Genomic DNA, 25,564 nt, shown 5'->3' with positions numbered 1-25,564 from the left:
ATCCGTTATTAAAGCGTCGCACGTGATCCAATTTGTGGTGCGCCGATGAGATCGCGAGATAGTCGGTCCATCTTGAGAGCGCGATGAAGATATGGCCGCTGAATCGAGGCAACGCCAGCGGGAGAGTAAGATCCTGCGCCAGGAGCGAAATACCCTTAAGCAGGTCGCGACCTTTATCTTCCAGTAAGAAAGCCTGAAGAAAAGTTAGTGGATCGGTTCTGCGAGAGATGACAGCCTGTTCACCTGTCTACGGTGAGCCAGAGCGGTCACTCCGCCTTGAGCGAGGGTATGGCGAGCGCCGTTGGCGCGAGGGCTTTATCTCCGCTGAACCACATTCACTTGGGCTTTGTCCACTTGCAGGTTATTGTAGCTGTCTCATAGGGGTCGCGATCGGAAGATTGGCGTGCAAGCTACCACTCCTCTACAGAACACCCTTGCGGTAGAATAGCCCCCAAAGTTGAGCGAGCGCTGTTACACGTAGCCTAGAGCATCCGCGGCTTACTTAACTGTGCTCGACCAAACTTCTTGTTGGACGTTTCCACGGATCAGTGAGTTTCACCAAGAGGCGGTGCAATCCACGGGTCACCTCTCCGATCTGAAAGACCCAGATCAAAGTACATAAATTCGTGATACCGCGTTACAGTGTGATGCGGATGGAAGCCAGGACCATCATGTTCACCTGAATCCACATCCCCGCGGCCATTGCTCAGAAAAGGGCTGAATCCAATTCCATCACAGATCTAGGTCCTCGATTAAGGGCAGATTCGAGCGCAAGCGTCTGCGGCAGCATCCGATCGGCAAAGAAATTTGCCAAAGCCACCTTTCGGCATTTGATAGGGGCATCCATGTTGTCCGCTTTACTAACCATCTTGGCCCACATCCAGCCGAAGCTGGTTAATGCAAATAGGCGCAAATAGTCGGTTGCCGCGGAGCCAGCCACAGTTGGGTCTGCGCTGCCGGCAAGAATGGCACGAGTGCTCCGCTCAAGACGGCTTAGGGCCTCTTCCGTCGCCTTTGTGATCCGTTCGGAAGCTGGCACCACCGACGTAGCTTGCAGTTCCTGTTTGATCAACTCGAAGAAGCGCAGAACAAGTGCGCCATCTTCCATGGGTAGTTTGCGACTAACCAGATCCATTGCCTGAACACCGTTTGTGCCCTCGTAGATCTGGGTGATGCGGACATCGCGGACGAACTGCTCCATACCCCATTCCCGGATATACCCGTGCCCACCAAAGACCTGCTGGGAGAGAACAGCTGTCTCCAACCCGAAATCGGTGAAGGCGCCCTTCACGACCGGTGTCAGTAAGGCAACGAAACCATCCGCCCTCTCGCGCATTTTCGGGTCAGGGTGCCGTGCTGCACTATCCATCTGTATGGCCGTCCAGATGGATAGTGCGCGGGCGGCTTCGATGAAGGAACGGCCGGACAGCAGCATCTTGCGAACGTCGGGATGTTCTATGATCGGTACCGGAGTCTGGATGCCATCAAGTGAGCGGCCTTGCAATCTCTCTCGGGCGTAATTAGCAGCCTTCTGGTTAGCAGCCTCGGCGATGCCGAGAGCCTGGATGCCGACGAACAGACGTTCTGCATTCATCATGGTGAACATGGCGTTCAGGCCACGGCCAGGCTCACCGACTACCCAACCGGTCGCGCCGTCATAGTTCATTACACAAGTCGGCTGGCCATGGATGCCCATTTTATGTTCCAACGAGCCTACTGATATGCTGTTGCGTTCGCCCAGGCTGCCGTCGTCATTGACAAGGAACTTCGGAGCTAGGAAGAGGCTGATGCCCTTGATGCCCTTCGGCGCATCTGGGAGACGGGCGAGGACGAGATGGATGACGTTCCCGCCGAAGTCGTGATCGCCGGACGAAATGAAAATTTTAGTACCCTGTAACCTGTAAGATCCGTCTCCGATCGGCTCTGCGCGGGTTGAAAGCAGGCTGAGGTCAGTGCCTGCCGAGGCTTCGGTCAGTGCCATGGCGCCAGTCCACTCACCGGAAGTCATATTCGGTAAATATTTTTCCTTGAGGTCTTTACTGGCGTGATGTGCGATCGCCTCAACCGCACCGCGGGTCAGTCCGGGGAAAAGACCGAAGGACATGTTAGCTGATGATAGCATTTCGTCGAACAGTATCTGCAGCACGCGAGGTAGGCCTTGTCCGCCGAATTCAACGTCACCAGAAAGCCCGCCCCAGCCTGCTGCTACGAAGGATCTGTACGCCTCCGCGATGCCTTCAGGAGTTGAAACAACGCCATTTTCGAGCTTGCAACCCTGTTCGTCCGCGGAGCGGTTCAAAGGTTCGAGCACACGGGCACAGAACCGGCCGCCCTCTTCAAGAATCGAAAGGGCGAATTCGGTGTCAACCTCTTCATGGCCTGGGAGAGATTGCATTACTGCGTCGAAGTCAAAAACTTCCGTCAGAAGGAAGGCGATGTCGCCGATGGGCGGGTTGTAGGCGGGCATTGGTTTTGGTTCTTCTCAGTTGTCAGACGCCCAGCAGCTATCCTGTCGCGAACATATGCTGGACGCATTTGAAAGTTGCTGGCGTTCCGAGGAGTTTGATGAAAGCTTTCAGTTCTAGTGTGACGAGGTGATCTTTAGTCAGCGGCATCAGAGAACCCGATATCATCCCCATAGATGCCCTACTTTCATGCGCTCTAAGCCCGGCAGCCGCTGAGATGAGAAGCTGTGCTCGTAAGATCACTCTTTTGACTCGGTGCTCGAGTTCGCAGAGCGATCGCTGCCTATCACTAGCGGGTGGGCACTGGCTTTTCACCGCGATAATCGTAGAAGCCGCGCTTCGTTTTTCGTCCGAGCCAGCCGGCCTCCACGTATTTCACGAGGAGCGGGCAGGGGCGGTATTTGGAATCGGCGAGGCCCTCGTGCAGCACCTGCATGATCGAGAGGCAGGTATCGAGACCGATGAAATCCGCCAGCTGGAGCGGACCCATGGGATGGTTCGCGCCAAGCCGCATGGCCGTGTCGATGGCTTCCACTGAGCCTACTCCCTCGTAGAGGGTGTAGATCGCCTCGTTGATCATCGGCAGCAGGATACGATTGACGATGAAGGCCGGGAAGTCCTCGGCGGCCGTCGACGTCTTGCCGAGCTTGGCGATGAACTCCTTAGCAGCCTCGTACGTTGGGTCGTCAGTCACAATCCCGCGGATCAGCTCGACGAGCTGCATCACCGGCACCGGATTCATGAAGTGAATGCCGATGAACCGTTCCGGCCGGTCGGTGGCGGCGGCAAGCCGTGTGATCGGAATCGACGATGTGTTGGTCGCCAGGATCGCCTCAGTCTTCATGATCGGGCAGAGCTGCTTGAAAATTGAATGCTTGACGCGTTCGTTTTCTGTTGCCGCCTCAATGATGAGGTCACAGGATGACATGTTGTTGACATCAGTCGTTAGACGGACGCGAGCGAGTACAGCAGCTCGCTCGTCCTCGCGAAGTGCGTTCTTCGCGATCATCTTGTCGAACGCTTTTTCGATTGATGCTCTTGCTCGAGTGAGAACTTCTGGTTCTCGATCAAGCAATACAACGTCAAAGCCAGAGATCGCGCATATCTGAGAGATACCCGTACCCATTTGACCGGCTCCGACCACTCCGATCTGCTGCATACCATCCTCCTAAGCTCACGCTTCCCGCCACTCGAGCGGGGTGCTGTCTTCACATATTGACGTAGTTCGGCCCGCCGCCGCCCTCGGGCGTGACCCAGTTGATGTTCTGGTTCGGATCCTTGATGTCACAGGTCTTGCAGTGAACGCAGTTCTGGGCGTTGATTTGGTAGCGGGGGCCGCCCTCGCCTTCGACCCACTCGTACACGCCGGCCGGGCAGTAGCGCTGCGAGGGGCCGCCATAGACCTCAAACTCGGAGACCTTCTGCAGGCTTAGATCCTTGACCTTGAGATGGACCGGCTGGTCCTCCTCGTGGTTGGTGTTGGACAAAAACACCGAGGACAGCCTGTCGAAGGTCAGCACGCCGTCCGGCCTGTCGTACTTGATCGGCGTCACCTCAGAGAGCGGCAGCAGGCACTCGTGGTCCGGCTTGCCGTGCTTCATGGTGCCGAAGGGCGACCAGTTGAAGATCTCGGTCAGCCACATGTCGAGTCCGCCCAAGGCCACGCCGATCGCGGTGCCGTAGCGCGACCAGAGTGGCTTCACGTTGCGCACCCGCTTGAGGTCGTACCCGATCGGCGAGGAACGCCAGGCCTCCTCGTAGGCCGAGACCTCGTCATGGGCCCGGCCCGCCTGCAGCGCCGCGAAGACATGGTCGGCGCAGAGCATGCCGGAGAGAATCGCGTTGTGGCTGCCCTTGATGCGCGGCACGTTCACGAAGCCGGCCGAATCGCCGACCAGGCAGCCGCCCGGGAAGCTCAGGCGCGGCACCGACTGCCAGCCGCCCTCCATGATCGCCCGCGCCCCGTAGCCGATGCGCTTGCCGCCCTCGAACACGTCGCGCACCATCGGGTGCGTCTTGAAGCGTTGGAACTCGTCGAAAGGCGACAGGGTCGGGTTCTTGTAGTTCAGGTGCACCACGAAGCCGACCGAGACGAGATTGTCGTCGAAATGGTAGAGCCAGGAGCCGCCGCCGGCATTGCTCGGCAACGGCCAGCCCATGGAATGGCGCACGAGGCCTGCTTGAAACTTCTCCGGCTTGACCTGCCAGAGCTCCTTGATGCCGATGCCGTATTTCTGGTGGTCACGGCCGGCATTGAGGCCGAAGCGCTCGACCATCTGCTTGGTCAGCGAGCCGCGGGCGCCCTCACTGAGGATCGTGTATTTGGCGCGCAGCTCCATGCCGCGGGTGAAGTTGGCGTTGGGCTCGCCGTTGCGGCTGACGCCCATGTCCCCGGTGGCGACGCCCACGACCTTGCCGTCCTCGACCAGCACTTCGGAGGCCGGAAAGCCGGGATAGATCTCGACGCCGAGTTCTTCTGCCTTGCGGCCGAGATAGCGAGCGACGTTGCCGAGCGAGCCGACGAAATTGCCATGGTTGTTCATGAGCTTGGGCATGAACACGTTGGGGAACTTCACGCCGCCGGCATGGCCCAGATACATGAATTCGTCGGCCGTCACTTCCGTCTTGAGCGGGCGATCGGGATCGGAGCGCCACTCCGGCAGGAGGCCGTCGAGGCCGATCGGGTCGACCACTGCGCCGGAGAGGATGTGGGCGCCGATCTCGGAGCCCTTCTCGACCACCACCACGGAGAGGTCCGCCCCGGCTTGCGCCGCCTGCTGTTTGAGCCGGATCGCCGTCGCGAGACCGGCCGGGCCGGCGCCGACGATGACGACGTCGAACTCCATCGACTCGCGAGAACTATCATTCAAACACGCCTCCTTGTGTCAGCCCGCACTGTGTACCTAATGATTGTTACAATACCTATATCAAATGTTCGTTACAATAGGCAATGACAAACTTTACCGACGAGACAAGGGTAGAGTAAGGCTCAGTTCCGGAAGGAATTACGGAAGTCCGCTAGCCCCTAAAAGGTATCCAGGAGACACGATGAGCAACAACCAAGCCGTAGGGGTCGAGCAATCGGTACGGGAGCGTCTTGCGGGCGCGCACGTTGGTGGCGATTTGAGCGATCGGCACCTTGAGATTCTGGCTGCCGCTGCGGCTTTGTTTGCACAGCGAGGATATGCAGCAACCTCTGTACGTGACATTGGTGAAAAGGTCGGGTTGCTAGGCGGTTCACTCTATCATTACATCAAATCGAAGGAGGCGCTGTTCGTTAGGATTCACGACATGGCTTTACAGGTAGCCGAGACTCGGCTCCGTGCTGCCATCGCTGGGAAAGTAGCTCCTTGGGAGAGGCTAGAGGCCGCCTGTATCGCCATGATGGAAATCCAGCTTGATCCGCACTCTCTGACGATGCCTTTGATGAGTGATTTCGGCTCGGTCCCTCCGGAAATTCGCGAGCGCCTTATCGTCAAGCGCGACGCTTTCGAGGTCAACTTCCGTGAACTGATCGCAGATTTGCCTCTTGATCCGTCACTTGACCGCGGTGTCTATCGCCTTCTGCTTCTAACGCTACTCAACAATGTTAGTGGCTGGTATCGGCAGGGTGGTATGAGTCCGGAAGAGATCGGTCGCCAGATCGCACTAATATTTCGCCATAATGTTAACAGAAGAGAATGAGGCTAACAGCGGAAATGACAGCCTGATCTACAGCGGGTGTGGCCGAACCCGGCGTCAATCGGGAAATCAATGACGTAGATATTGAGGATGATGCTCTCCGAGAATTCCCTCTCTGAAACGGCCCAAGTAAAGCTCAGCAGAAGCGAAAGCGCCTAAGATCTTCACGGAAGTCCTGAAACGGAGAGGCTTGCGTGGCGAAAGAAGCTGATGATCTCGCGCATCTCATAAGTATCGACACCGCCCTATGTTACACCGCTTTCGTGAAGATCATTAGCCAAGCCGGATTGCCCGAAATCATGTATCTCGACAGTGGCGCAGACGTCCGGTCGCGCGTTCGTCGGAGTATGCCGGAATGAGGCCATCGCAGATTCAATCGAGACCGATCACGAAAGCAGCGAGGGCGAGAGCAATAGACAGAGACACCATCGGGGGAGAGACAATTGTGATGCGGTGCCAAGAGCATCGAACGCCAAAACGGATTCAAGAGGTTCCGGCTCGGACTGACGTGAGATCCCCTTCTGAGAACAGGAGGTGGATCACAACCCAGAGCTTCTCCATGGATCTGCGTCTGCAGGTTGGGGTCTTTGTCGAGGCCGGCCGTTCATGCCGGGCGGCGGTCCGCCACTTCAAGGTGAGCGACAACCATGCCATCAAGCTGATGCAGCGCCAGCGACAGTCCGCCTCATTCACGACGGCTAGGCAAGACCACGCTCGGGAGGCGGCAAGCTGGCGGCGTATGAGGTTCTCTTGAACCAGGCCGTCGAGGCAGAGCCTGTCATCATGCCTGAACTCGCCAAAAAGCTGCTGGAGGAACACGGAGCGGCGGCTCCGGCGATGCTCTCGCGTTTCCTGCGCCGGCGCAGCTTCACTATGAGAAGAAGGTTCGCCCTGCAATTCTCATCGGAGAATTTGACTGAGGAAGAGTTTTGTACGTTCGTGCTTGGGATGATCAAAGAACTCCGCTGGCGAGTTCTGTTCGACGATCTGGCCTTGGTCCATGAAAATGACGCGGTTGGCGACCCTGCGGGCAAAGCCCATTTCGTGGGTCACGCACAGCATGGTCATGCCTTCCTCGGCCAAGTCGACCATGGTTTCCAGCACTTCCTTGATCATCTCCGGATCGAGCGCCGATGTCGGCTCGTCGAAAAGCATTATGCGCGGGTTCATGCAGAGCGAGCGGGCAATCGCCACGCGCTGCTGCTGACCGCCGGACAACTGACCCGGATATTTGTGTGCCTGATCACGGATCTTAACGCGCTCGAGGAAGTGCATGGCCGTCTCCTCAGCCTGCTTCGCCGGCATCTTGCGCACCCAGATCGGTGCGAGTGTGCAGTTCTGGAGAATGGTTAGATGCGGAAACAAGTTGAAGTGTTGGAATACCATGCCGACCTCACGTCGCACCTCGTCAATCTTCCTGAGATCGCCGGTCAGTTCTTTGCCGTCGACGATGATCTTCCCCTTCTGGTGTTCCTCTAAGCGATTAATGCAACGGATCATTGTTGACTTGCCTGAACCGGAAGGTCCGCAGATGACGATACGCTCGCCCCGCATCACCTTCAGATCTATACCTTTCAACACGTTGAAGTCGCCGTACCATTTGTGCATGGCCACAATCTCGATGGCCACGTCCGTCGCAGAGATGTTCATCCTGCCTGTATTCACCCTGATCTTCTCGGCGCTAAACGCATTCCCAATCGCCATCACCACATCCTTTTTCGCCTGATGCAAAACACTAGTGCCGAAGCGCTCTCCGCGGCAGCACGAGAGCCCCATGCCCGGCAGTCGCCAAACTTTCCATAACGCTCACGGAATGGAGTGCGACTGACCGCGGCACGACCACGTGTGTGGACGTGAGGCCGCAGGTCAGGTTGAATCTGCTGGAAGAATGGGCCATCCCGAACGACTTGGTGTATCCAATAATGAGTGCGCCGGCATCTGCGAATTTTGCACCTAGCGGTCCGTCTGCGCCTTTTGGCCGGCTCAATTCGTAGGTTTGGGCTACAGCCCTTGCTACAAGGTTCGCGACCTCGATAGTAGTCATGAATGATACAGGAATACTCGGAAGAGCAGCTGCGCTTCCGGGTGACCGTTGCGCCAGCGCGGCCGCAGCAAGCGTTGTTTCAAGGCCGAGCCGCAAGAATACGCGGCACTCTGTGCTGTCCGGATTCTGAGCCTTAGAAGGGCAGGAGACGGTGATCATGACTGGATTAAGGTACTCTAGCCAGCGGCTGAGAATGCGTCGCTGCTGAGTTGTCATCATCCTATAGGTTGCGGGTTTAAGACGCATCTAGCGGGCCTGCTGCGTCTCGGCCTTGCCGCCGATCGCCGAGATGGAGGCGCAGATGAAAAAGTAGAGAGCGGCGGCAAACAGCAACGCCTCAACGGAATAGGCCTGCCAGAGCGGGTCGACGGTCGCTAACTTGGCGGTGTTGAGGATGTCGAACACTCCGAGTAGAAATACCAAGGAGGTATCCTTGACAAGCCCGATGAAGGTGCCGACCAGCGCCGGTACAGAGGCGCGAAGCACCTGCGGAAGGATGACAAGTAGCGTTCGCGTCCAGTAGCCGAGGCCGAGCGAGATTGCAGCTTCCGCCTGGCCCGCGTCGAGACTCTGAAGATTGCCGCGCACGGCTTCGGCGACATAGGCACCGTAGAAGATTGTCAGGATAATGAGAGCACGTCCGACCTGTCCAAGGCCAAGCTCCGAGGGAATAAGGATCGGGAAGAGCACAATTCCCATGAAAAACAGTGATACCAGCGGGATGCTGCGTATGAATTCAACATAAGCAATGCAGGCGCGGCTGATGATGGGATACCCGCTCGACTGGCGGCCAAGCGCCAGCGCGACGCCCCAAGGCAGAGAAAACGCGGCAACGGAAAGCGCCAGGATCAGGGTGATAGCGAGACCTCCCCACTGATCCGCTGCTACCGCCGGCAACTCTGCGAAACCTCCGCGCAACAACGCTACTGACAAGCCGCCCCCGACCGCCCAGGCCAGTGCCAAGCGCGGCGTCCAGAAGCGCCGCACGGTCGTCGCAAGCACCAGCGCGAGAAGGATAGCGCAGGCGACTGCCGGTCGCCATTGCTCGGCATAGGGATAAGACGAGAAGAGCAAGAAGCGATATTTCTGGCCGATCAGCGCCCAGCAGGCACCGACACCGCGGGCGTCGCGGCAGCGCTCCGAAGCATCAGCGCCACTGCCCCAGACTGCGTTGATCACGGCCCAGTTTGCAAGCTTTGTACCCACCAGCACGATGACGATAAGCGCCAGCGCTGATAAGGCGAGGTTGAATGGGCTGAGTCGGGTCCTAGCACGGGGCGGTTTGGTCAAGGATTTGCTCCGTAGGTTTCCTTCGGGAGAAGAGCTTTGTCTCAGTAGCGCCTAAGGCGCGCTTCTAATCTCTGAACTGAGAAAGAGATGAGCAGGCTGATTGCCGAGTAGATCAGCATCATCACGAGTACTAGCAGCAGCGCCTGGCCAGTACGGCTGATGAGCGCGTTGACGATGGAGCTAAGGTCGGGAAAGCCGATGGCGATAGCCAGGGTAGAGGCCTTGAATTGGTTGAGGAATTGGCTGATCAGCGGCGGCAGAATTAACCGCACTGCCTGAGGCGTGATAACGAACAGTGTTGTGTGAAGCTTCGGTAGGCCAAGGGACGCTGCCCCCTCCCACTGCCCGCGGGGCACCGCGATGATACCGCCCCGAACGATCTCGGCGATGTAGGCAGCAAAGTAGATTGTTAAGCCGAAGATGAGCGAGGCCATCTCTGGCGACAGGCTGAATCCGCCACGATAGCCGAAGCCAGCCCGCACGGGTACTTCCACCGAGACGCCCAAGACAATAGAGATGCCGAAAGTTACTACTAATATCGCGATCGGAGCCCACGCCGCTGCTCGAGGCATCCGCTCGCGCAGGACAGCCAAGTGCAGCAGGCGCCGGCCTAACATTGCGGCGGCCATGCCTGCACAGATTAGCAGCCAAGCCCAACCCTCGACCGTTACCGAGGGAATGATGATACCGCGATTGGAGATGAGCACGGCGTCGCCGATCGATGCGGCATTCCGCAATTGCGGCAGGTATTGCGTGAGCGCATAGAGGAGCAGGAGTTGCACCAAAAGCGGCACGCTGCGGATTACCAGCACATAGGTGCGGCAGATCAGCGAGAGTGGCGTCGAGGAAGACAAGATGCCGAATGCGATCAGCGTGCCGAGGACGGTCGAGAGTACGATGCCGGCGATCGTCACGCCGATCGAGTTGGCCATACCCACGAGGATGGCATAGGCGATACTGTCTTCCGGCGAATAGGGCAGGAAAGTCTCGCCGATCGCTATGAAGGCGGGATCGCCAAAGAAGCTGACGATACGCTCAAAGCGAGCAAGGGCTACACCGGTTGATTGCGAAGCCAGCACTGCAGCGCAGGCAAGAAGAGGCAGGCCGGCATAAAGCCAGTACTGGCGATAACCATCAGACGGTGCGGCGGCATGCATCTACGGTATGCTTTCGTTATGGAGTCTGGAAGGGCGGGACACGCGTCCCGCCCGCTTGAGCGTCATGTTACTGAAATGGCCAAGCGTACATGAGCCCGCCTTTTGCAGCGAGTTCGTTCTGGCCTCGCGGAAGATTGATGCCACTTTTGGCACCAAGATTACGCTCATAGATCTCACCGTAGTTCCCGGTCGCAGCGATCGCCTTGCGCATGAAATCTCGAGGCAGACCGAGCTTCTCGCCGAGCTTGCCGTCGACGCCAAGGAACTCGCGGATCTTGAGGTTTTCCGATGAGGCGGCGAGTTGCTCTACATTGTCCTTTGTGATGCCAAGTTCTTCAGCGCGTATGAGTCCGATCAGCACCCAACGCGCGATGGCTAGCCATTCGTCGTCGCCCTTCGCGACGTAGGGGCTGTAGGGAATGCTGCCCAGGACCTCTTTCAGGAAAACGATATTGTCGGGATTTTTGGACAGCGTCGTCTTGATGCCGGCGATGTCAGCCAGCGATGCCAGCATTGCGTCGCACCGCCCCGCTTCCAGCGCCTTAAAGCCTTCCTCCAACCGCTCATGCTGCACGATCTTATATTTGAACCCCCTCTGCTTCATATAGGTCGCCAGAATTTCAGCGTTGCCGTCGCCGCGCGACTGACAAAAGGTGGCGCCGTTGAGCTGGTCGGGCGATTTGATGTTGGTATCGCCGAGCACGGTGAAGCCAGTCGGAGTGTAGAAGTTCGGGAAAACGACCGACACGCCAAGCGTAGTGTCGCGGGTCAGAAAAAGCCCGGAGTCGCGTGCCAGCACGTCGAACTCGCCATTCCTCAACGCAATGAATCTCTGCTCGAGGGAGACGGGCTTGAATTTGAGCTTGGTCGGATCGCCGAAGACAGCCGCGTTCAGCGCCTTGCAATAGTCTACGTCGAGGCCGTGCCATTCGCCCTTTCCGTCGACGCGCGAAAAAGCAAGTGATGTGCCGCCGACACCGCATCTGATTTCACCTCTCGATTTGATGCCGTCCAGGATAGCTCCGGCATGGGCAGCGCCAGCCACCATGGTGACACCAGCCACGCATAATACAGCTTTGAGAAATTTAGGGCTCATCTTCCGTTCCCGCTCTCGGTTGGTAAATGTCGGGGTGAAGTCATGCGGTGCGTCGAAGCAAATATGCACCGCAGTTCTCGCTTTTTTGTTATTACAAAAAACCCTACATATTTTCTGAAAGACTGCAAGCGGCTTTTCGGCTTACCGGAGTCGGCCTTTTGACATGTGCTCATGCTAGGGGATACTGTTGCGCCGAGTTGAGCAGGTACTTCGGAAGCAGGGAATTTATTCGCAAATGAACACTAAAAGCCAGGTGCGCTATAAGGTAGCTGAAGCGGCACGGCTGGCAGGCATCTCTCCCTCCACCGTCAGGCTCTGGGAAAGCCAGGGATTGCTGGTGCCCGACCGTTCAGCAACTGGCCACCGGCAATATAGCGCTGATGATATAGCCCGCCTGAAGAGGATTTCCTGGTACCGCGTCGAGCGTGGGCTCAATCCGGCAGCCATTCGCGAGGCCCTAGAAAGCGAGGACCATTCAGCCGATAACCCCGAAACCAGCGCCGCATCGAGTATCGGCCGCAGGCTTCGCAGTCTTCGCAACGCGGCTGGCAAAACGCTGGAACAGGTTGCCAGGAACGTAGGCGTTGCCTCGTCGACGCTATCGACGCTCGAGCGTACATCCCACGGTGTTAGCTTCAAAACACTGCACGACCTCGCCAAATATTACGGCACCACGGTTTCGCGGCTGTCCGGCGAAGAGACCGAAGGCGCGACCACCGTCGTGCGCTCCGGGGAATGGCACAGTTGGCCCAATACTTCGCCCGGCGTAACCGTCCAATTGTTGGCAGAAGGTCCGAGAATGATGGATTGCCACCGCTTCGTGCTGGCGCCTGGCGCCACCAGCGAGGGAGCCTATCGCCATGAGGGTGAAGAGTTCATGCATGTTCTATCAGGTCGTCTGGAAATTTTCCTCGAGCCCGATCAGTTATTCGATCTCGGTCCTGGCGACTCGCTCTATTTCGAAAGCTCCCGCTATCATTCGTGGCGCAACCGGCATGACGGTGAAACGGTGCTACTGTGGATCAATACGCCACCAACGTTCTAGCTCTTAAGCAACACCTCACAGTAAGCATCGTTTAAGGGCACTGAAGGTCCCGATTGTTTAGGAACTCGCTCACCCAAAGCTCGATCCAATGTGTCCATTCGGCCTAAGGTGCGACGCGGCACACTATTTTTGATTGCTCTGGATATCTACGGAGAATTGCCTCAACTGAGTCGCTTTGCTCCTGCCTAAAAAGCTGCTGGAGCAGCGCAGCTAGTGAAAGACGCGTTCTGCGGTTCTGTGGCCGCGGCCCGGCTGGAACGACGAGCGACATACCTCCACCATAGATCGTAATATAACCTTGGTCTACGAACGCCTGGTCAATCTCATCAAGTGAGGCACCCCACTGGCGAAAGACCGTTATCATGACAACCTCAAATGTCTAGTTACTGCCCTGAGTCGAGTGATGTTGCGAATAGTTGTAGCAAAGTGGCTATTCGCCCGTGGGAAGCGTGAGGGGTCGACCGTCTCGCTCATGAGCAGCGCCATGTGCCTCCGAATTGCCAGCAGGTCCATAGCGCGCTCATAGTTGACCTCGGTAACCACTGTGCCGACGCCGTTGCGGCTCTCGACGAGACCGAAAAGTGCAAGTTGTTGAAGCACTTGGCGGATCGGGGTGCGGCTTACACCGAACTCCTCAGCCAGTGCGGATTCACTCAACCTTTGTGAGGGCAAGTAGCGCAAACTGCATATCCTAAGCAGCAACGTGTTTGCAATTTCAGGGGCACCGGCCCTCCGGTTCTCTGAGCCCCCCAGATTCTCGTGGTTCCCATCCTGCTTCAACAATCCGCTCCTTCAGATCCCGTCATATCCAGCGAGTGGGCCACCTGTTCTCCACAGATCCGCAAAAGAAGCGAAAGCCCGAAAAATAGCTGTACACAGCCTCTGTATACGGCTAGCATCTCAGAAATGTAGAGAGGGATCAATCATTTTCCAATGAAAGCTGCTCTCGTTTGCGGTTCGTCCGGCAGCAAAGGATCTACGCCTTGTCGCCAGTGGAAAATTCGGCCCGCCGACTCGGCGGGTTCCGCAGAAACCGAAATACACCGAGGCCGAAGTAGACGCACTGATAGCTTCAGGCGTCTTCAGCGAGAGTGGGGGTCAAGAATACTCACCGCGCAAAAGAGCAGTCGTAAACGCGATTGCGGCCAACCGTAAATCATTCGCAGGTATAGGAACGTAGTTGTAAGCTTAATCTTATCTTCAACGCTTCACTACACCATGTTGAACAGATGATTTACATTCTCATGCGGTTGTAAATCATCACTCATCTTGGAGATTGGGTATGAACAGTGTGTCCATCAAGAAGACGGCAAATGGGGCTGAATACTTAAAGTCGGTACAAATTGGAAGTGATTGTTTGGACGTCGATCAGCGCGGCATCTTAACTATTGGCGGCGTTGCTGCGGATCGACTTGTAGCCGAATTCGGCTCTCCTTTATTCGTCATTTCCGAGAGCACGGTGCGCCAAAATTTCCGAGCGGTGCGTCGAGCGTTTTCGGAGCGCTGGCCCGCCCCCGTCAATGTCATGTACGCCATCAAGGCCAACAACAACTTGGCCGTACGCGCTATCGTGAGCGCAGAGGGCGGCGGTGGCGATTGTTTCGGGATGGGAGAGCTTTACGCCACGTTTCAAGGCGGCGCTGATCCCGCACTCATTGCCATGAACGGCAGCCTCAAGACGGCACAGGAAATCGATGAAGCCGTACGCAGAGGGGTCACGATCAATATCGATGCCGAAGACGAGATTGACAAAGTTTGTGCTGCAGCACGCAAGTATGGCGTCCGCGCGAAGGTAATGCTGCGACTAAAAATATTGAATGACTACCTTCGGAATGTCGGCAGCGACTACATGGGTATTTCGGACGAAGCGGGTATCTACGATCGAATTGAAGCGATAAAGTTCGGTTTCGGGCCCGACATGGCTGCAGCTCTTACTCGACGGTTAGCAGATCTGCCAGAACTTGATCATGTAGGCTTTCATTATCACGTGGGCCGCTATTCGTTACGCAAGGACGTGATCACGGAACTGTATTCGGGTTTCGCTCAAGCCGTAGTGCGGCTTCATGAACAAACCGGGTTCTGGCCGCGGATTGTCGATATTGGCGGAGGGATACCGCGTGAACGAGATCCCGAGTCGCGACAGCTTGCACTGAATCAACTCAAAATTGACGATTACGCCGAAACTGTATGCGGCGCATTGCTCAGCAATCTTAAGACAACCGGATTGCCGACACCTGCCTTATGGCTTGAGCCGGGTCGCTACATCATCGGCAACGCCAGCGTCTTACTCACCACTATCGGGACAATCAAACGTGATCTCGGCCGCATCTGGGTGAATGTCGATTCGAGCACAAATCTTCTTATGCGAATCGATACTAGCGCTAGCCGGTACCACATACTCCCCGCGACTGGCATGACCCGCTCTTTCAAGGAACCCGCGTTGATTGTCGGCCTAACGTGTATACCCTCGGTCTTTTCGGCCAATCAATCTATCCCGGATCTTGCAGCAGGGGATGTACTCGCTATCCTCGACACTGGAATGTATTCTGAAACGACGTCGACGCAGTTCAATGGCGTGCCCAGGCCCGCAACGGTTCTGGTCAATGACGGTGACGCAGAACTTATCAAGGCCCGAGAGACAGTTGAGGATGTGTTTCGCCTGCACCAAATCCCTGAGCGACTACGGGGAGAATAGGACTCGTGCTCGGTGTTGCATGGTTCTTGCTGCCAGTTTTCTCAGGTGAACACCTCTGCGCTGATCAAAAGCGCATGAACCATGCCGCGCGAGCGCTGTAGCCCTGCCGTACTTGACCTCAAGCGCCGAGGCTTCGGCGCAAGTACTGAAGGATTTCAATGGCGAGTTGCAACATTTGAGCTTCCCAAGGGGTGCACGAAGGAGCGCGGCATGAAAGTGCTTCCAAAAAACAGAATCCCTTGGAAGGCCTCAAAACGGATCTAAGGCTCGTTAAAGATGACCGTCGTCGGGAGTCAGGAGGGCTATCACCTTATGTCTATTCGCTCAAGGAGGATCTCTTCCGCATGTAGAAAGTCCACTAGACCGCGTGTTTCGTGGAGAACGGACTCCAAAGAAAACTACTCCAACGTGCATCGTGACCTGAGCATTAAGTCATCAACATGCCTCTTGGCCACCTGAACAGTCAGGAAGCCAGCGGAAACGTCACTTCTTGGGGGAGCAATCCTGGCAGTCATCGCCACGGGGGCGTGTTGCGTCGACGCAAACAGGCGCAGAAACCAGCAAATGAAGGGAACAACGATTATGAAGGCTTCGAACTGCTCACTTCTTCTCTCGACCGCCGCTCTGGTCGCAGCCTTGGCACAGCCGGCGCATGCACAGCCTCAGCAAAAGGTTGTCATAGGTTTCGATGGTTCCTATCCGCCATTCGCTTCAGTCGGTGCCGATGGAGAGCTCAAGGGCTTTGATGTCGACATCGTCAAGGGAGTTTGTTCTGCTGAAAAGTTGCGGTGCGAGCTGAGAAACATGCCGTGGGACGGTATCTTTACAGCTCTCGATACCCGCAAGATCGATGTAATTGCAACCGTGGCCATCACCGATGAGCGAAAGAAAAGAGCTGCGTTCTCACGCCCCTATTTGAAAAGCCCATGGGCCTATATGACTCTTGCGTCCTCATCCATCAATGGATCGGGCGACGCCCTGACCGGTAAAGTCATCGGTACTGTTGCGGCCTCGAGCCTGGAGCGTTTCCTCAATGGCAAAATGGGTTCCAAAGTGAAAGTGTCGACGTACGACAGCATGGATGCCGCGGTCTTAGACCTCGACTCCGGCCGCGTCGATGCTATTCTCGGGGAAGCAACGCAAATACAACCAGCCTATATTCAGGCCAAACCAGGCACATACAAGATCGTTGGAGAGCCCTTCACCGATCCGACCTACACCGGTCAAGGCCAAGGTCTCGCCGTGCGGCTCGATGACAAGGCTTTGGTAAAGGCGATTGACAGCGGTATCGAGGCGCTCATCAAAAATGGTAGTCACGCTGAATTTACTAAGAAGTGGTTTGGGGTCGAGATGCCCCCTCAATAAGGGGTACGTGAGGAATGACGTCCCTGAACGCCACCCCTCTCTACTTTGCAAGTATCATTGAGGGACTTATAGGAGCAATCAGTGTAACGCTCGCGATCTTCGCGGGCGTTATGCTTATCGGCCAACAAGGTGCCTCAGGCGATCTGGGAGATTTCTCTCTCATCGCGACGGTGTAGACTACCAAGTCTCATTGATCAGCATTGGTCGGTTCAGTCGCATGGGCTATTAGACATGGTGAGCAAGGGTCGATCATGGCTCATCTGCAATCGCGGCATCCATGATCGCGCAGCAGCTAATCGTACGTGCGAATTGACCAATGTATCCAATGTCGTTGACAGAGGTGTGACGCCTTGAGTTGAGATCCGTCCCTCCAGCGGTTTGAAGCCAGCGAGCCCATAACGTGCGGCCGGTTGTCGGATCGATCCGCCAGTGTCTGTCCCAAGCGCCGCAATCACGGACCCTTCCGCCACGCTAGCGGCGGCGCCGGACGAGGAGCCATCAACAAGGCGGGACGGATCGACGGGTTTGCGCGGAGTGCCGAAAGTAGGATTCTCTCCGGTGTTAGCTAAGCCAATGCCCACACAGACGACTTGCCTATGATTCCTGCTCCCGCTACCCATAGCCGGGCTACACAAGTAGCATCACGCGAGGCTGGTAGCAAAGTCGCAAATGCCATCGAGCCGGCCTGGGTGATCCCTAAGAACGTCGCAGTTATCCTTCACAGTAATCGGGAGGCCCGCAAGCGGGGACGGTGCCGGCGTACCTGCGGCTGCCAAGCTGTCTTCCTGCTCACCGAACTCGATTGCTTCTTCAGGCCACAAACAGGCTGACACCGACATGCTTGCGCACCGAAGCCGCGTGAGCGAGAGAGCGGCGAACGAGCTTAGCAGAACAGATAGAACCCCGAGTGCGGGCTGCTGCGAGATTCTCAACTGTGTCCTCAGCTCCGAAGACACTGTCTTCGAAGTTCATTGAAGAAACCTCACGCGAGTAGGAACAAGGGCGTCCTCGGCAGCCCCGAGGGAACGATCGACGTCGGCTTTCGTTAGTGGCGCAAAGAGCTCCAAGCCGGCCTTAGGAAAGCCCAAATCCGCTTTCGAAAAGGCCACCGAGAAATACCTGCCAACACCTAGCTTCCTTTGCACGTAGCAGGATGTCTGCGGACAGAACGATCGATATAGTGAGATTCGAATAGGCAGTATCTGCCCCATCGCATCGATTCAGGAAAATCCAATTAAGATTGATTAATACCCGCGAGCGGGGGACGCCCGCGGGAAAGTTCGCTTCGCCTCCGCTAACGCTTTCCCGGAAGCTGAAAGAGGCAAGGGCTACGCTCTTACTTCGTGCGGCTACGCGCTGCCTCAGCCAAGAGGCAAAGCAACTCGAAGCCAAGATGAGCGGCATGGATCGAAGTGATGCCGCCAACATCGAGGTGCGGAGCGACTTCGCAGATATCTGCGCCGATCAGGTCAATGCCGCGAAGGCCCCGGAAAACAACCATAGCATCACGCATAGAGAAGCCACCGGGTTCAGGCACACCGGTACCGGGGCAATAAATGGAGTCGAGTCCATCGATATCGAACGACAGGTAAGTTGGTGCGTTTCCTACAACCCTTCGGGCTTCATCGATCACCGCAGCGCGGCCACGCGTCTCGAAATCATCCATGGTGATGATGGTCATGCCGACGTCGCGCGCCCACCCGTAATCGTCGTTAGAGTACATCTGGCCTCTGAGGCCAATCTGAATCACTCGCCTCGGATCAAGCAATCCTTCTTCCACTGCTCTGCGGAACGGCGTAGAGTGGCTGATCTTCATCCCACGCGTCTCGTCGCTGGTGTCGCTATGGGCGTCGAAGTGGACCATTCCTACGTCACCGTTGCGCACCAAGCCTCTTAGGATTGGCAGCGAAATCGTGTGATCGCCGCCAAGCGCAAGCGGGCGAACACCCTTTTCGCCCAAGTCGCGGAAAGAGTCGGTGATTATCTTGAGACTCTCGTCAAAGTTCAGCGGATGAATTGGAGTGTCTCCGAGGTCTGCGATACGCGCAATCTCGAATGGAGCAGTTCCTGTGTGACCGTTGATCAACCTAAGCGCGCGAGACTGCTCTCGGATGCTGGCTGGTCCATGTCGGCTCCCGGCGCGGTAGGATGTGCCTAGGTCGAAGGGGACACCAACGATACCAACATCTACGTCGCCCGCCTGCCCCATGGGCAGAGAGCGTGTTCGCATGAATGTCGCAACTTCTGCGAAACGCGGCGTTAGGCTCGCGTCTGCCGGCGCGAAATCAGTAATCGGTTTGGCCATACAAAGGTTCCTTCCGGATGTGCGTCTAGAAATGAGAGGTGAAATGGAAAGAGAGTAGTAGCTAGGCCCTCGCTGCCGGCCCGCAGTACGATCCACTCACCCACGTAAGGTGCGAAGGATTCATCTTACCGCGAAGCTACCAAACACAGTGACGTTGCATTCTGATTCATCGTGGCACCTAATGGAGCGATAATGAACCATAAAGCATTCCTTCTTCAATTGACCGTTCTCATTTTTTGCTCACTCAAGGCGCGTGATCGATCTCTTCATGTACGAACCGACTCGAGGGCTCGTCAGAACGCCCCTTGGGAACAAGGATGAAATCCCGAGGAACACTTGACCCGTAACACATCAGTATGTGCGATCATTGAACTTTCCTCTCAATCCGAGCCTGCGGACCTTTTCCACACTGGCTGCTAGTTCTTTGAGATATTGGTCAACGACCTTTTCATGCACCGGATTAACCGCCATTTGAATTGATGGGACGGGTCGCTGGGATCGTCCGATGAACCATCCGTATTCTTCCATTGCGTCGCCAACAGCGTTTATCTCGACGGCTGGATCTGTGCTCTCATAAGAGAAAATGCAAAGCTCATAAGGGCGGATTACCTTTAATCCGGCGATACGATCAATGCCATCAGTGAATCGATCGATGGTATCTGTGGTGACCTTAGCCAAGTGACGGTAGCCATCGTCGCCAAGATGATTCATGATCGCCCAAGCGCATGCAATAGAGCCACCTGCCCGCGTTCCCTGCATACTCTCACTGGTGTAAGTTCCACGCGCCCAGCTGAAAGTGAAGCCTGCATAAGGCTTATCGTCCTCCGAAGCGAATAGAAGCAATGATGCGCCTTTTGCTGCGAAACCATACTTGTGAACGTCAGCGGAAAGGCTCACGACGCCAGGGACACGCAGGTCGAAATCGGGGATCGGGCGCCCGTTCTTTCGGGCGAATGGCGCCAGGAAACCGCCAACGCAAGCATCAACATGAAGCCACAGCTCGTTCTCAAGTGCGATCTTGCCCATCTCTACGATGGGATCGAAGGTGCCGCCTGGATAGCTAGGCGCAGAACCTACGATCATGATGGTATGCTCATCGATGGCTGCTCGCAGTGCATCAAGATCGAAGCGGAAGTCGTTTGGACGCATGGGCAGACGCGTCACTTCTATTTCCATGAGTTGCGCAGCCCGGTTGAAGGCTGGATGCGCAGTCTCAGAGAGTAGGATGCGATATGGTTTTTGGGCCTTGCCGACCGATTTTGCGCGCTCTCGAGCGGCCTTCACGGCAAGCATAATGCTTTCGGTCCCTCCGGAGGCAAATATCCCAGCGCTGTTCTCGTTCCCACCGAGTAAGCTTAACCCCATGGAGACCACCTCGCTCTCCATCCGCTTCAAGCTGGGGAAGGCACGATTTTTGCCGAGACCATTTTCTACGAGGTACATGCCGTAGGCCTCGCGCTGCACCGAGAGCAGATGTTCGTCATAGTAATAGATGTAGGAAGGGAGCTTGCCTTCGCGCCAAGCGAAGTCTTCGCGCTTGAATCCTTCCATCTGTGCACGAATTTCTTCCCAGGGGCGCCCTTTTGACAATTCCATGATGGGATCCTTACAATCGTTTGAGGCCTCACTTTGAGGCCTCAAATTGGCGACGTCAAGTCCAAGATGTAATAAATGCGAGAGGACCTTCCATGGATGAATTTCACTCAGGTCAAAGCGTGGAGATGGACGACAATCGCAGCCGTTGGAGGGTCTTTGAGGCGGTCCGCTGGAGGTTGATTTGTGGGGAGTACGGGCCGGGGGAGAAAATTAAGCTGCGGTCTTTGGCCGAGGCCTTAGACACGAGTGTTACGCCCGTAAGAGAGGCTCTACTGCAACTCGTTGCAGCTGGAGCATTAACACATAGCCATCAGCGATCGATCAGCGTCCCACCGGCGAACTGGGAAACCTATTCAGAGGTGAGGGGACTTCGGATACTGCTGGAAGGACGGCAAGCCGCCTATGCGACCTCGAAGATAACTCTCGATGAAATTGACAGAGTTGCAGAAATTGCACGTAGATTAGACACCAAGAGCCCATCTGACCTGGCTAAGCACAAGGCTGATCTCGTCGAATTTCACTTCAGCATTTATAGAGCTGCTGCTCGACCAACAGCCTTGCGAGTGATTGAGGGCTTATGGCTTCAATCTGGCCCTTACCTCAATTATCTCATACCTGATTATCTGCCTTACTCTAGTGGCCCGCAGCTTCGCACCATCATTTGTAAAGCACTTCGGATGCGTGATGCGATGGCAGTTGCCGAGGCAGTGGAGACAGACCTGCGCAACGCATTAGGCTATATGGTTGACCGCCTTCAAAGATCAGGTCCGCTGTAGTGTTCCAAATGATTGTTGACAGCGGACGAGCCACCAAGCCTGCCGTCGTCGCACCTGCGCATATTGCAACACTGAGTGAGGATCCGTCTGCCGCGCAATAGTCCGTCACTCAAAGGCAGAACAGATAGAGGTTCGGGGCCCCGCAAGCTTCTAAAGCGCTGAACTGCTACCGGGCGGACCATCACGCGATCCAATCGAAAGAGATTAGAACCAAATTGCGTCGCTTCCCTGGAGAGTCATGCTCCCGAGGATCGCTCCTCCGCCGTCTTGTGTTTACGACCAATGCAAAGCGGTGCCGCCTCCAGAGGGCCCGGAATATACACTTCCTGAACCCCAATGGAGCCGCCGACGGTGCGTGAATGTCGAGACAAACCGGAGTGAGCCGGCTCCGTTCGCCAACTTGAGGTAACAAGCTGCTTGAGTAGGCTAATTTGTGGCCTCAAATTTCCCAGTACAAAATTGTGGTAAATGCCAACGGTGGACGTTCAGAGCCCTAAGGTGGACAGAATTCTATATGTGGAACCAGCCGGGACACTCTGCTATAAAATCACACTAATCCGATGAGTCGGATTGGTTTTGATATGAATTTCAATCCAGCGACTGGAGCAAGATGTCTTTGGCGAAAAACGCCCAGATCGAGTCCTTCGTGGGAGCAGGGTCCTAAGAAAGTCTTCAAAATGGAGCAGGACTTGCGTGTCAACCTGTCGAAATGGGTCTTGACCTCCTGACTAGCCTTGAAGGAGCCGGCGTCAGATTCACTTCGGGGCGATCAATCCTGGCAATCTACGCCATGGGAGCGTGGTGCGCCGACGCAAACAGGCGCAGAAACCAACAAACAGAGGGAAAAAATTATGAAAGCTTTGAACTGCTCACTCCTTTTCGCTACGGCTGCTCTGGTCACAGCATTGGTACAGCCCGCGCACGCTCAGCCTCAGCAGAAGTTTGTCGTGGGGTTTGATGGTTCCTACCCGCCATTCGCATCAGTTGGTGCTGATGGAGTGCTCAAAGGATTTGAGGTTGAACTCGTCAAAGGGGTCTGTGCTGCCGAAAAGCTGCAGTGCGAGCTCCGGAATATCCCATAGGATGGTATCTTTGCAGCTCTCGACGCCCGCAAGATCGATGTTGTCGCAGCTGGTCTCAACATTACGGATGAGCGAAAGTAGAAGTATGCGATGCCAGGGCTATATATGAAGAGCCCGTTCGCATATATGACTCTTGCGTCTTCACCCATCGATGGCGCGGGTGATGCCCTCACCGATAAAATCGTAGGAACTGTCGCGGCTTCAAGTTTTGAGCGTTTCCTCAATGGCACCATGGGATCCAAAATCAAAGTGGCGACCTACGACAGCATGGATGCCGCGGTCTTAGACTTAGTTCCGGCCGCGTCGATGGTGCTTTTGGAGAAGTGGCGCAAATTCAACCAGCATACATTCAAGCCAAACCAAGGCATACAAGATCGTTGGAGTGCCCATCAACGACCCGATCTACGCCGGTCAGGGCAAAGCATTCGCCGTGCGGCTCGACGACAATACTCTAGCAAAGGCCCTTGTTGATGGTCTAGCGGTGCTCATCGCAAATGGCACGCACGCTGAACTTACCAAGAAGTGGTTTGGGACCGAGATGCCCGCAAAGTAAAGGGGCACATGAGGAATCCGTTTCCCGAAAGGCTACTCCTACTTACTTGGCATGTGCTGTCGAAGGAGTTACGGCGCCCGCTGGTGCACCGCTCGCGATCTTCGCGGGCGGTATGCAATAAGGCTTCCCACGTGCACGAATTCGGCAACGGCGTTTCGATCTTTACTCGGGACGCCGGTGCGGTGAGAGACTTCGCATTGAGGGTGAAGGTCGGCATGATCGGTGTGAATGCGTCAATCCCAGATTTGGTCGCATACTACACCTTCGGTGGGAAGAAGGCGTCCGGTTTCAGCGATCTGAGACAGCACAGTCCTGATGCGTTCCGATTCTATCCCGAAACGAGGCAGTTACATCGCGCTGGCTATCCGGTGTTAAGGTTTACGCAAAGTTCGTTACTCGAACCACGAGATCACCGTGCCCAGTGCAGCTGATGCTGCTTTTCGCGGCACCAGCTCAGTCGTTCGAAAGCAATGGCTGGCAGCTTTATTCGACAGTTACAAGCGCATCAGAGCTTATCTATGGACGATGCGACTGCACGGCCGCCACGCGGAGCAACGAGATCAGCGCCGCTTTCGGCACCTCCGGTCATTCGGCTACGAAACTACAAACGACGCGTATCACGACGTCGCGAGCACCCGCGCAACGCGGTGGTCAATTTTGGGCACTGAACTCGTGGAGAAGCTCCTTGAAGCTTTCATCGATCCTGCTTGTGTTTTGAGCAGCATGCATCCGCTGGATGAAAGCCATCCATTCGCCAAGCTTTCGATGGCAGAAGCTTGCCAACTGCTTAGGCTCCCCGCCATCGAATACGGCAACCAATTCACGAATTTCTTCCAGTTGAAGCTGATTTGTAGACACCCAATCATGTTCGACGATGCTGTAAGTAAGCCGGCAGGTGCGGTAATAGCATTCCTCCCAAAGTCGCCGGTATTCAGCCGATGACATCGTGTCGAGTATGATTTTGTGAATCCTAAGCCCGATTGTGGCGTATTGCTGAACGTCTCGCTCGTGACTGCGAGCGACCGCAACCTTTTCAAGTTCAGACATCCGCCGATTCGCCCGTGGGAAGCGTGAGGGGTCGACCGTCTCGCTCATGAGCAGCGCCATGTGCCTCCGAATTGCCAGCAGGTCCATAGCGCGCTCATAGTTGACCTCGGTAACCACTGTGCCGACGCCGTTGCGGCTCTCGACGAGACCGAAAAGTGCAAGTTGTTGAAGCACTTGGCGGATCGGGGTGCGGCTTACACCGAACTCCTCAGCCAGTGCGGATTCACTCAACCTTTGTGAGGGCAAGTAGCGCAAACTGCATATCCTAAGCAGCAACGTGTTTGCAATTTCAGGGGCACCGGCCCTCCGGTTCTCTGAGCCCCCCAGATTCTCGTGGTTCCCATCCTGCTTCAACAATCCGCTCCTTCAGATCCCGTCATATCCAGCGTGCGGGCCATTGCTGCTTCTTTCCACAATTACGCAAAAAGCTCAAAATCCGAAAAAACAGCTGTACACAGCCCCTGTATACGGATAGCATCTCAAAAAATGGATGGGGGATCAATGGATTTTTCGATGAAAGCTGTGTCTCATTCTTCCCAACCTGCGCTTGCAGTTACAGAAATCCGCAAGTCCTTCGGCACATTGGAAGTCTTGAAGGGTGTGTCGTTCGCTGCCGCGCCAGGTGAGGTTATCAGCATCATCGGCGCGTCGGGATCCGGAAAGAGTACGCTTCTCCGGTGCCTAAACTTTCTAGAAAAGCCTACCTCAGGAAAAGTATCCCTCGGCAATGACGTCTTCGAGGCAGCTGATTTCGCTAGTCCCAATACTCGCTCTCGGACAAGACTTATGGGCCTACGCCGCCGGATGGGGATGGTCTTTCAGTCCTTCAACCTATGGCCGCACCGAAGCGCACTAGAGAATGTTATGGAAGGGCCGATCCATGTGCTGGGTCGTAGCAAGAAGGAAGCTGAGGCCCGCGCCCTGGAATTGTTGGCGAGAGTAGGGCTATCTCACCGAGCGCACGTTTATCCTGCTGCGTTATCTGGCGGGCAGCAACAACGCGTTGCAATCGCGCGGATGCTGGCGACCGAACCGGAAGTCCTGCTTTTTGATGAACCGACTTCCGCACTTGATCCGGAACTCGTCGGTGAAGTTCTCGCTGTCATGAAGTCGCTTGCACAAGAGGGACGAACTATGCTGGTCGTGACGCACGAAATCGCTTTCGCGCGTGATGTCGCGGATAAAGTCATCTTTATGAACCAGGGGCAGATTGAAAAGATCGGGTCTCCTGAAGAGGTCCTCTCAGGCGACGCGCGTTCAGATAGCCTCCGAAGCTTCCTTGCTCGCTTTGAGCGGAATGAAATTCGGGCTTGATGCCCGATGGCGTGCTGCCGACGCTAGCCGGCGAAACCTGTCACAATAAAAGA

The 25,564-nt window shown here is 55.9% G+C and carries 21 protein-coding genes and 1 pseudogene; 10 read left to right on the top strand and 12 right to left on the bottom strand.

Annotation, left to right across the window (positions count from 1 at the left end; translation table 11 throughout):
• Nucleotides 1-706: 706 nt before the first annotated feature.
• The 3 genes from JO965_RS26525 to JO965_RS26515 all read right to left on the bottom strand — a co-directional run bounded on the left by JO965_RS26525 (nucleotide 707) and on the right by JO965_RS26515 (nucleotide 5,311).
• Nucleotides 707-2,467 carry an acyl-CoA dehydrogenase C-terminal domain-containing protein gene (locus tag JO965_RS26525; RefSeq protein ID WP_203445097.1) on the bottom strand — a complete coding sequence of 587 codons (1,761 nt, stop codon included), beginning with the start codon at nucleotides 2,465-2,467 and terminating at the stop codon, nucleotides 707-709.
• Nucleotides 2,468-2,754: 287 nt separating this feature from the next.
• Nucleotides 2,755-3,624, bottom strand: a complete 870-nt coding sequence (locus JO965_RS26520; RefSeq protein WP_203445096.1) for a 3-hydroxybutyryl-CoA dehydrogenase — start codon at nucleotides 3,622-3,624, stop codon at nucleotides 2,755-2,757.
• 49 nt (nucleotides 3,625-3,673) lie between these two features.
• Nucleotides 3,674-5,311 (bottom strand): electron transfer flavoprotein-ubiquinone oxidoreductase, encoded by a 1,638-nt coding sequence (locus tag JO965_RS26515; RefSeq protein WP_203445491.1) that lies wholly within the window; start codon nucleotides 5,309-5,311, stop codon nucleotides 3,674-3,676.
• 202 nt (nucleotides 5,312-5,513) lie between these two features.
• Here JO965_RS26515 and JO965_RS26510 point away from each other — a divergent pair, with 202 nt between their 5' ends.
• Together JO965_RS26510 and JO965_RS49470 are read left to right on the top strand one after the other, a co-directional pair.
• Entirely contained in the window at nucleotides 5,514-6,149 is a 636-nt protein-coding gene (locus JO965_RS26510) for a TetR/AcrR family transcriptional regulator (RefSeq protein WP_203445095.1), read from the top strand.
• Between the two features lie 352 nt (nucleotides 6,150-6,501).
• Nucleotides 6,502-6,900: an IS630 transposase-related protein gene (locus JO965_RS49470; RefSeq protein ID WP_371826926.1), complete on the top strand. Its 399-nt coding sequence runs from the start codon at nucleotides 6,502-6,504 to the stop codon at nucleotides 6,898-6,900.
• Nucleotides 6,901-7,046: 146 nt separating this feature from the next.
• On the opposite strand, the gene JO965_RS26500 is transcribed toward JO965_RS49470, so the two are convergent.
• The 4 genes from JO965_RS26500 to JO965_RS26485 all read right to left on the bottom strand — a co-directional run bounded on the left by JO965_RS26500 (nucleotide 7,047) and on the right by JO965_RS26485 (nucleotide 11,733).
• Nucleotides 7,047-7,850, bottom strand: a complete 804-nt coding sequence (locus tag JO965_RS26500) for an amino acid ABC transporter ATP-binding protein (RefSeq protein ID WP_203445093.1) — start codon at nucleotides 7,848-7,850, stop codon at nucleotides 7,047-7,049.
• A gap of 586 nt (nucleotides 7,851-8,436) precedes the next feature.
• A complete protein-coding gene (locus JO965_RS26495) occupies nucleotides 8,437-9,480 on the bottom strand; it encodes an amino acid ABC transporter permease (RefSeq protein WP_203445092.1) in 1,044 nt (347 codons plus the stop codon).
• Between the two features lie 41 nt (nucleotides 9,481-9,521).
• On the bottom strand, nucleotides 9,522-10,637 hold the full coding sequence (locus JO965_RS26490; RefSeq protein WP_203445091.1) for an ABC transporter permease subunit: 1,116 nt from the start codon (nucleotides 10,635-10,637) through the stop codon (nucleotides 9,522-9,524).
• Nucleotides 10,638-10,704: 67 nt separating this feature from the next.
• Nucleotides 10,705-11,733, bottom strand: coding sequence for a transporter substrate-binding domain-containing protein (locus tag JO965_RS26485; RefSeq protein WP_203445090.1), 1,029 nt, complete (start codon nucleotides 11,731-11,733; stop codon nucleotides 10,705-10,707).
• Between the two features lie 235 nt (nucleotides 11,734-11,968).
• Here JO965_RS26485 and JO965_RS26480 point away from each other — a divergent pair, with 235 nt between their 5' ends.
• The gene (locus JO965_RS26480) at nucleotides 11,969-12,778 is read left to right on the top strand and encodes a MerR family transcriptional regulator (RefSeq protein WP_203445490.1); all 810 of its coding nucleotides are present in this window, start codon (nucleotides 11,969-11,971) and stop codon (nucleotides 12,776-12,778) included.
• Between the two features lie 360 nt (nucleotides 12,779-13,138).
• Here the strand turns inward: JO965_RS26480 and JO965_RS26475 are convergent, their stop codons facing one another.
• The gene (locus JO965_RS26475; RefSeq protein WP_246777080.1) at nucleotides 13,139-13,435 is read right to left on the bottom strand and encodes a GntR family transcriptional regulator; all 297 of its coding nucleotides are present in this window, start codon (nucleotides 13,433-13,435) and stop codon (nucleotides 13,139-13,141) included.
• Between the two features lie 625 nt (nucleotides 13,436-14,060).
• On the opposite strand from JO965_RS26475, the gene JO965_RS26470 reads away from it, so the two are divergent.
• Nucleotides 14,061-15,473 (top strand): alanine racemase, encoded by a 1,413-nt coding sequence (locus tag JO965_RS26470; protein WP_203445089.1) that lies wholly within the window; start codon nucleotides 14,061-14,063, stop codon nucleotides 15,471-15,473.
• Between the two features lie 564 nt (nucleotides 15,474-16,037).
• On the top strand, nucleotides 16,038-16,838 hold the full coding sequence (locus JO965_RS26465; RefSeq protein WP_203445088.1) for a transporter substrate-binding domain-containing protein: 801 nt from the start codon (nucleotides 16,038-16,040) through the stop codon (nucleotides 16,836-16,838).
• Between the two features lie 209 nt (nucleotides 16,839-17,047).
• Here JO965_RS26465 and JO965_RS49465 read toward each other — a convergent pair whose 3' ends face one another.
• From JO965_RS49465 to JO965_RS26450, 3 genes are all read right to left on the bottom strand, one after another.
• Nucleotides 17,048-17,458 (bottom strand): amidase family protein, encoded by a 411-nt coding sequence (locus JO965_RS49465; RefSeq protein ID WP_371826925.1) that lies wholly within the window; start codon nucleotides 17,456-17,458, stop codon nucleotides 17,048-17,050.
• Between the two features lie 716 nt (nucleotides 17,459-18,174).
• Nucleotides 18,175-19,143 (bottom strand): agmatinase, encoded by a 969-nt coding sequence (gene speB / locus JO965_RS26455; protein ID WP_203445086.1) that lies wholly within the window; start codon nucleotides 19,141-19,143, stop codon nucleotides 18,175-18,177.
• Between the two features lie 351 nt (nucleotides 19,144-19,494).
• Complete coding sequence (locus JO965_RS26450; RefSeq protein WP_203445085.1) at nucleotides 19,495-20,739, bottom strand: aminotransferase class V-fold PLP-dependent enzyme; 1,245 nt, start codon at nucleotides 20,737-20,739, stop codon at nucleotides 19,495-19,497.
• A 92-nt stretch (nucleotides 20,740-20,831) separates the two neighbouring features.
• On the opposite strand from JO965_RS26450, the gene JO965_RS26445 reads away from it, so the two are divergent.
• The 4 genes and pseudogenes from JO965_RS26445 to JO965_RS48110 all read left to right on the top strand — a co-directional run.
• Nucleotides 20,832-21,515, top strand: coding sequence for a GntR family transcriptional regulator (locus tag JO965_RS26445; RefSeq protein WP_203445084.1), 684 nt, complete (start codon nucleotides 20,832-20,834; stop codon nucleotides 21,513-21,515).
• Nucleotides 21,516-22,366: 851 nt separating this feature from the next.
• Entirely contained in the window at nucleotides 22,367-22,597 is a 231-nt protein-coding gene (locus JO965_RS49460; protein ID WP_203445083.1) for a transporter substrate-binding domain-containing protein, read from the top strand.
• Between the two features lie 382 nt (nucleotides 22,598-22,979).
• Nucleotides 22,980-23,150, top strand: coding sequence for a transporter substrate-binding domain-containing protein (locus JO965_RS26435; RefSeq protein WP_203445082.1), 171 nt, complete (start codon nucleotides 22,980-22,982; stop codon nucleotides 23,148-23,150).
• A 134-nt stretch (nucleotides 23,151-23,284) separates the two neighbouring features.
• Nucleotides 23,285-23,559: pseudogene (locus JO965_RS48110) on the top strand (aldehyde dehydrogenase family protein); the annotation flags it as partial.
• A gap of 242 nt (nucleotides 23,560-23,801) precedes the next feature.
• On the opposite strand, the gene JO965_RS26425 reads toward JO965_RS48110, so the two are convergent.
• Entirely contained in the window at nucleotides 23,802-24,452 is a 651-nt protein-coding gene (locus JO965_RS26425; protein WP_246777008.1) for a GntR family transcriptional regulator, read from the bottom strand.
• 246 nt (nucleotides 24,453-24,698) lie between these two features.
• Between JO965_RS26425 and JO965_RS26420 the strand changes: the two genes are divergently transcribed.
• Nucleotides 24,699-25,511 (top strand): amino acid ABC transporter ATP-binding protein, encoded by an 813-nt coding sequence (locus tag JO965_RS26420; protein WP_305846605.1) that lies wholly within the window; start codon nucleotides 24,699-24,701, stop codon nucleotides 25,509-25,511.
• Nucleotides 25,512-25,564: the final 53 nt, after the last annotated feature.

The organism is Microvirga sp. VF16 (assembly GCF_016864375.1).
Classification (GTDB): domain Bacteria; phylum Pseudomonadota; class Alphaproteobacteria; order Rhizobiales; family Beijerinckiaceae; genus Microvirga.
Note: the sequence above shows the minus strand (reverse complement) of the source record. Positions and strands in the feature narration are given on the sequence as shown.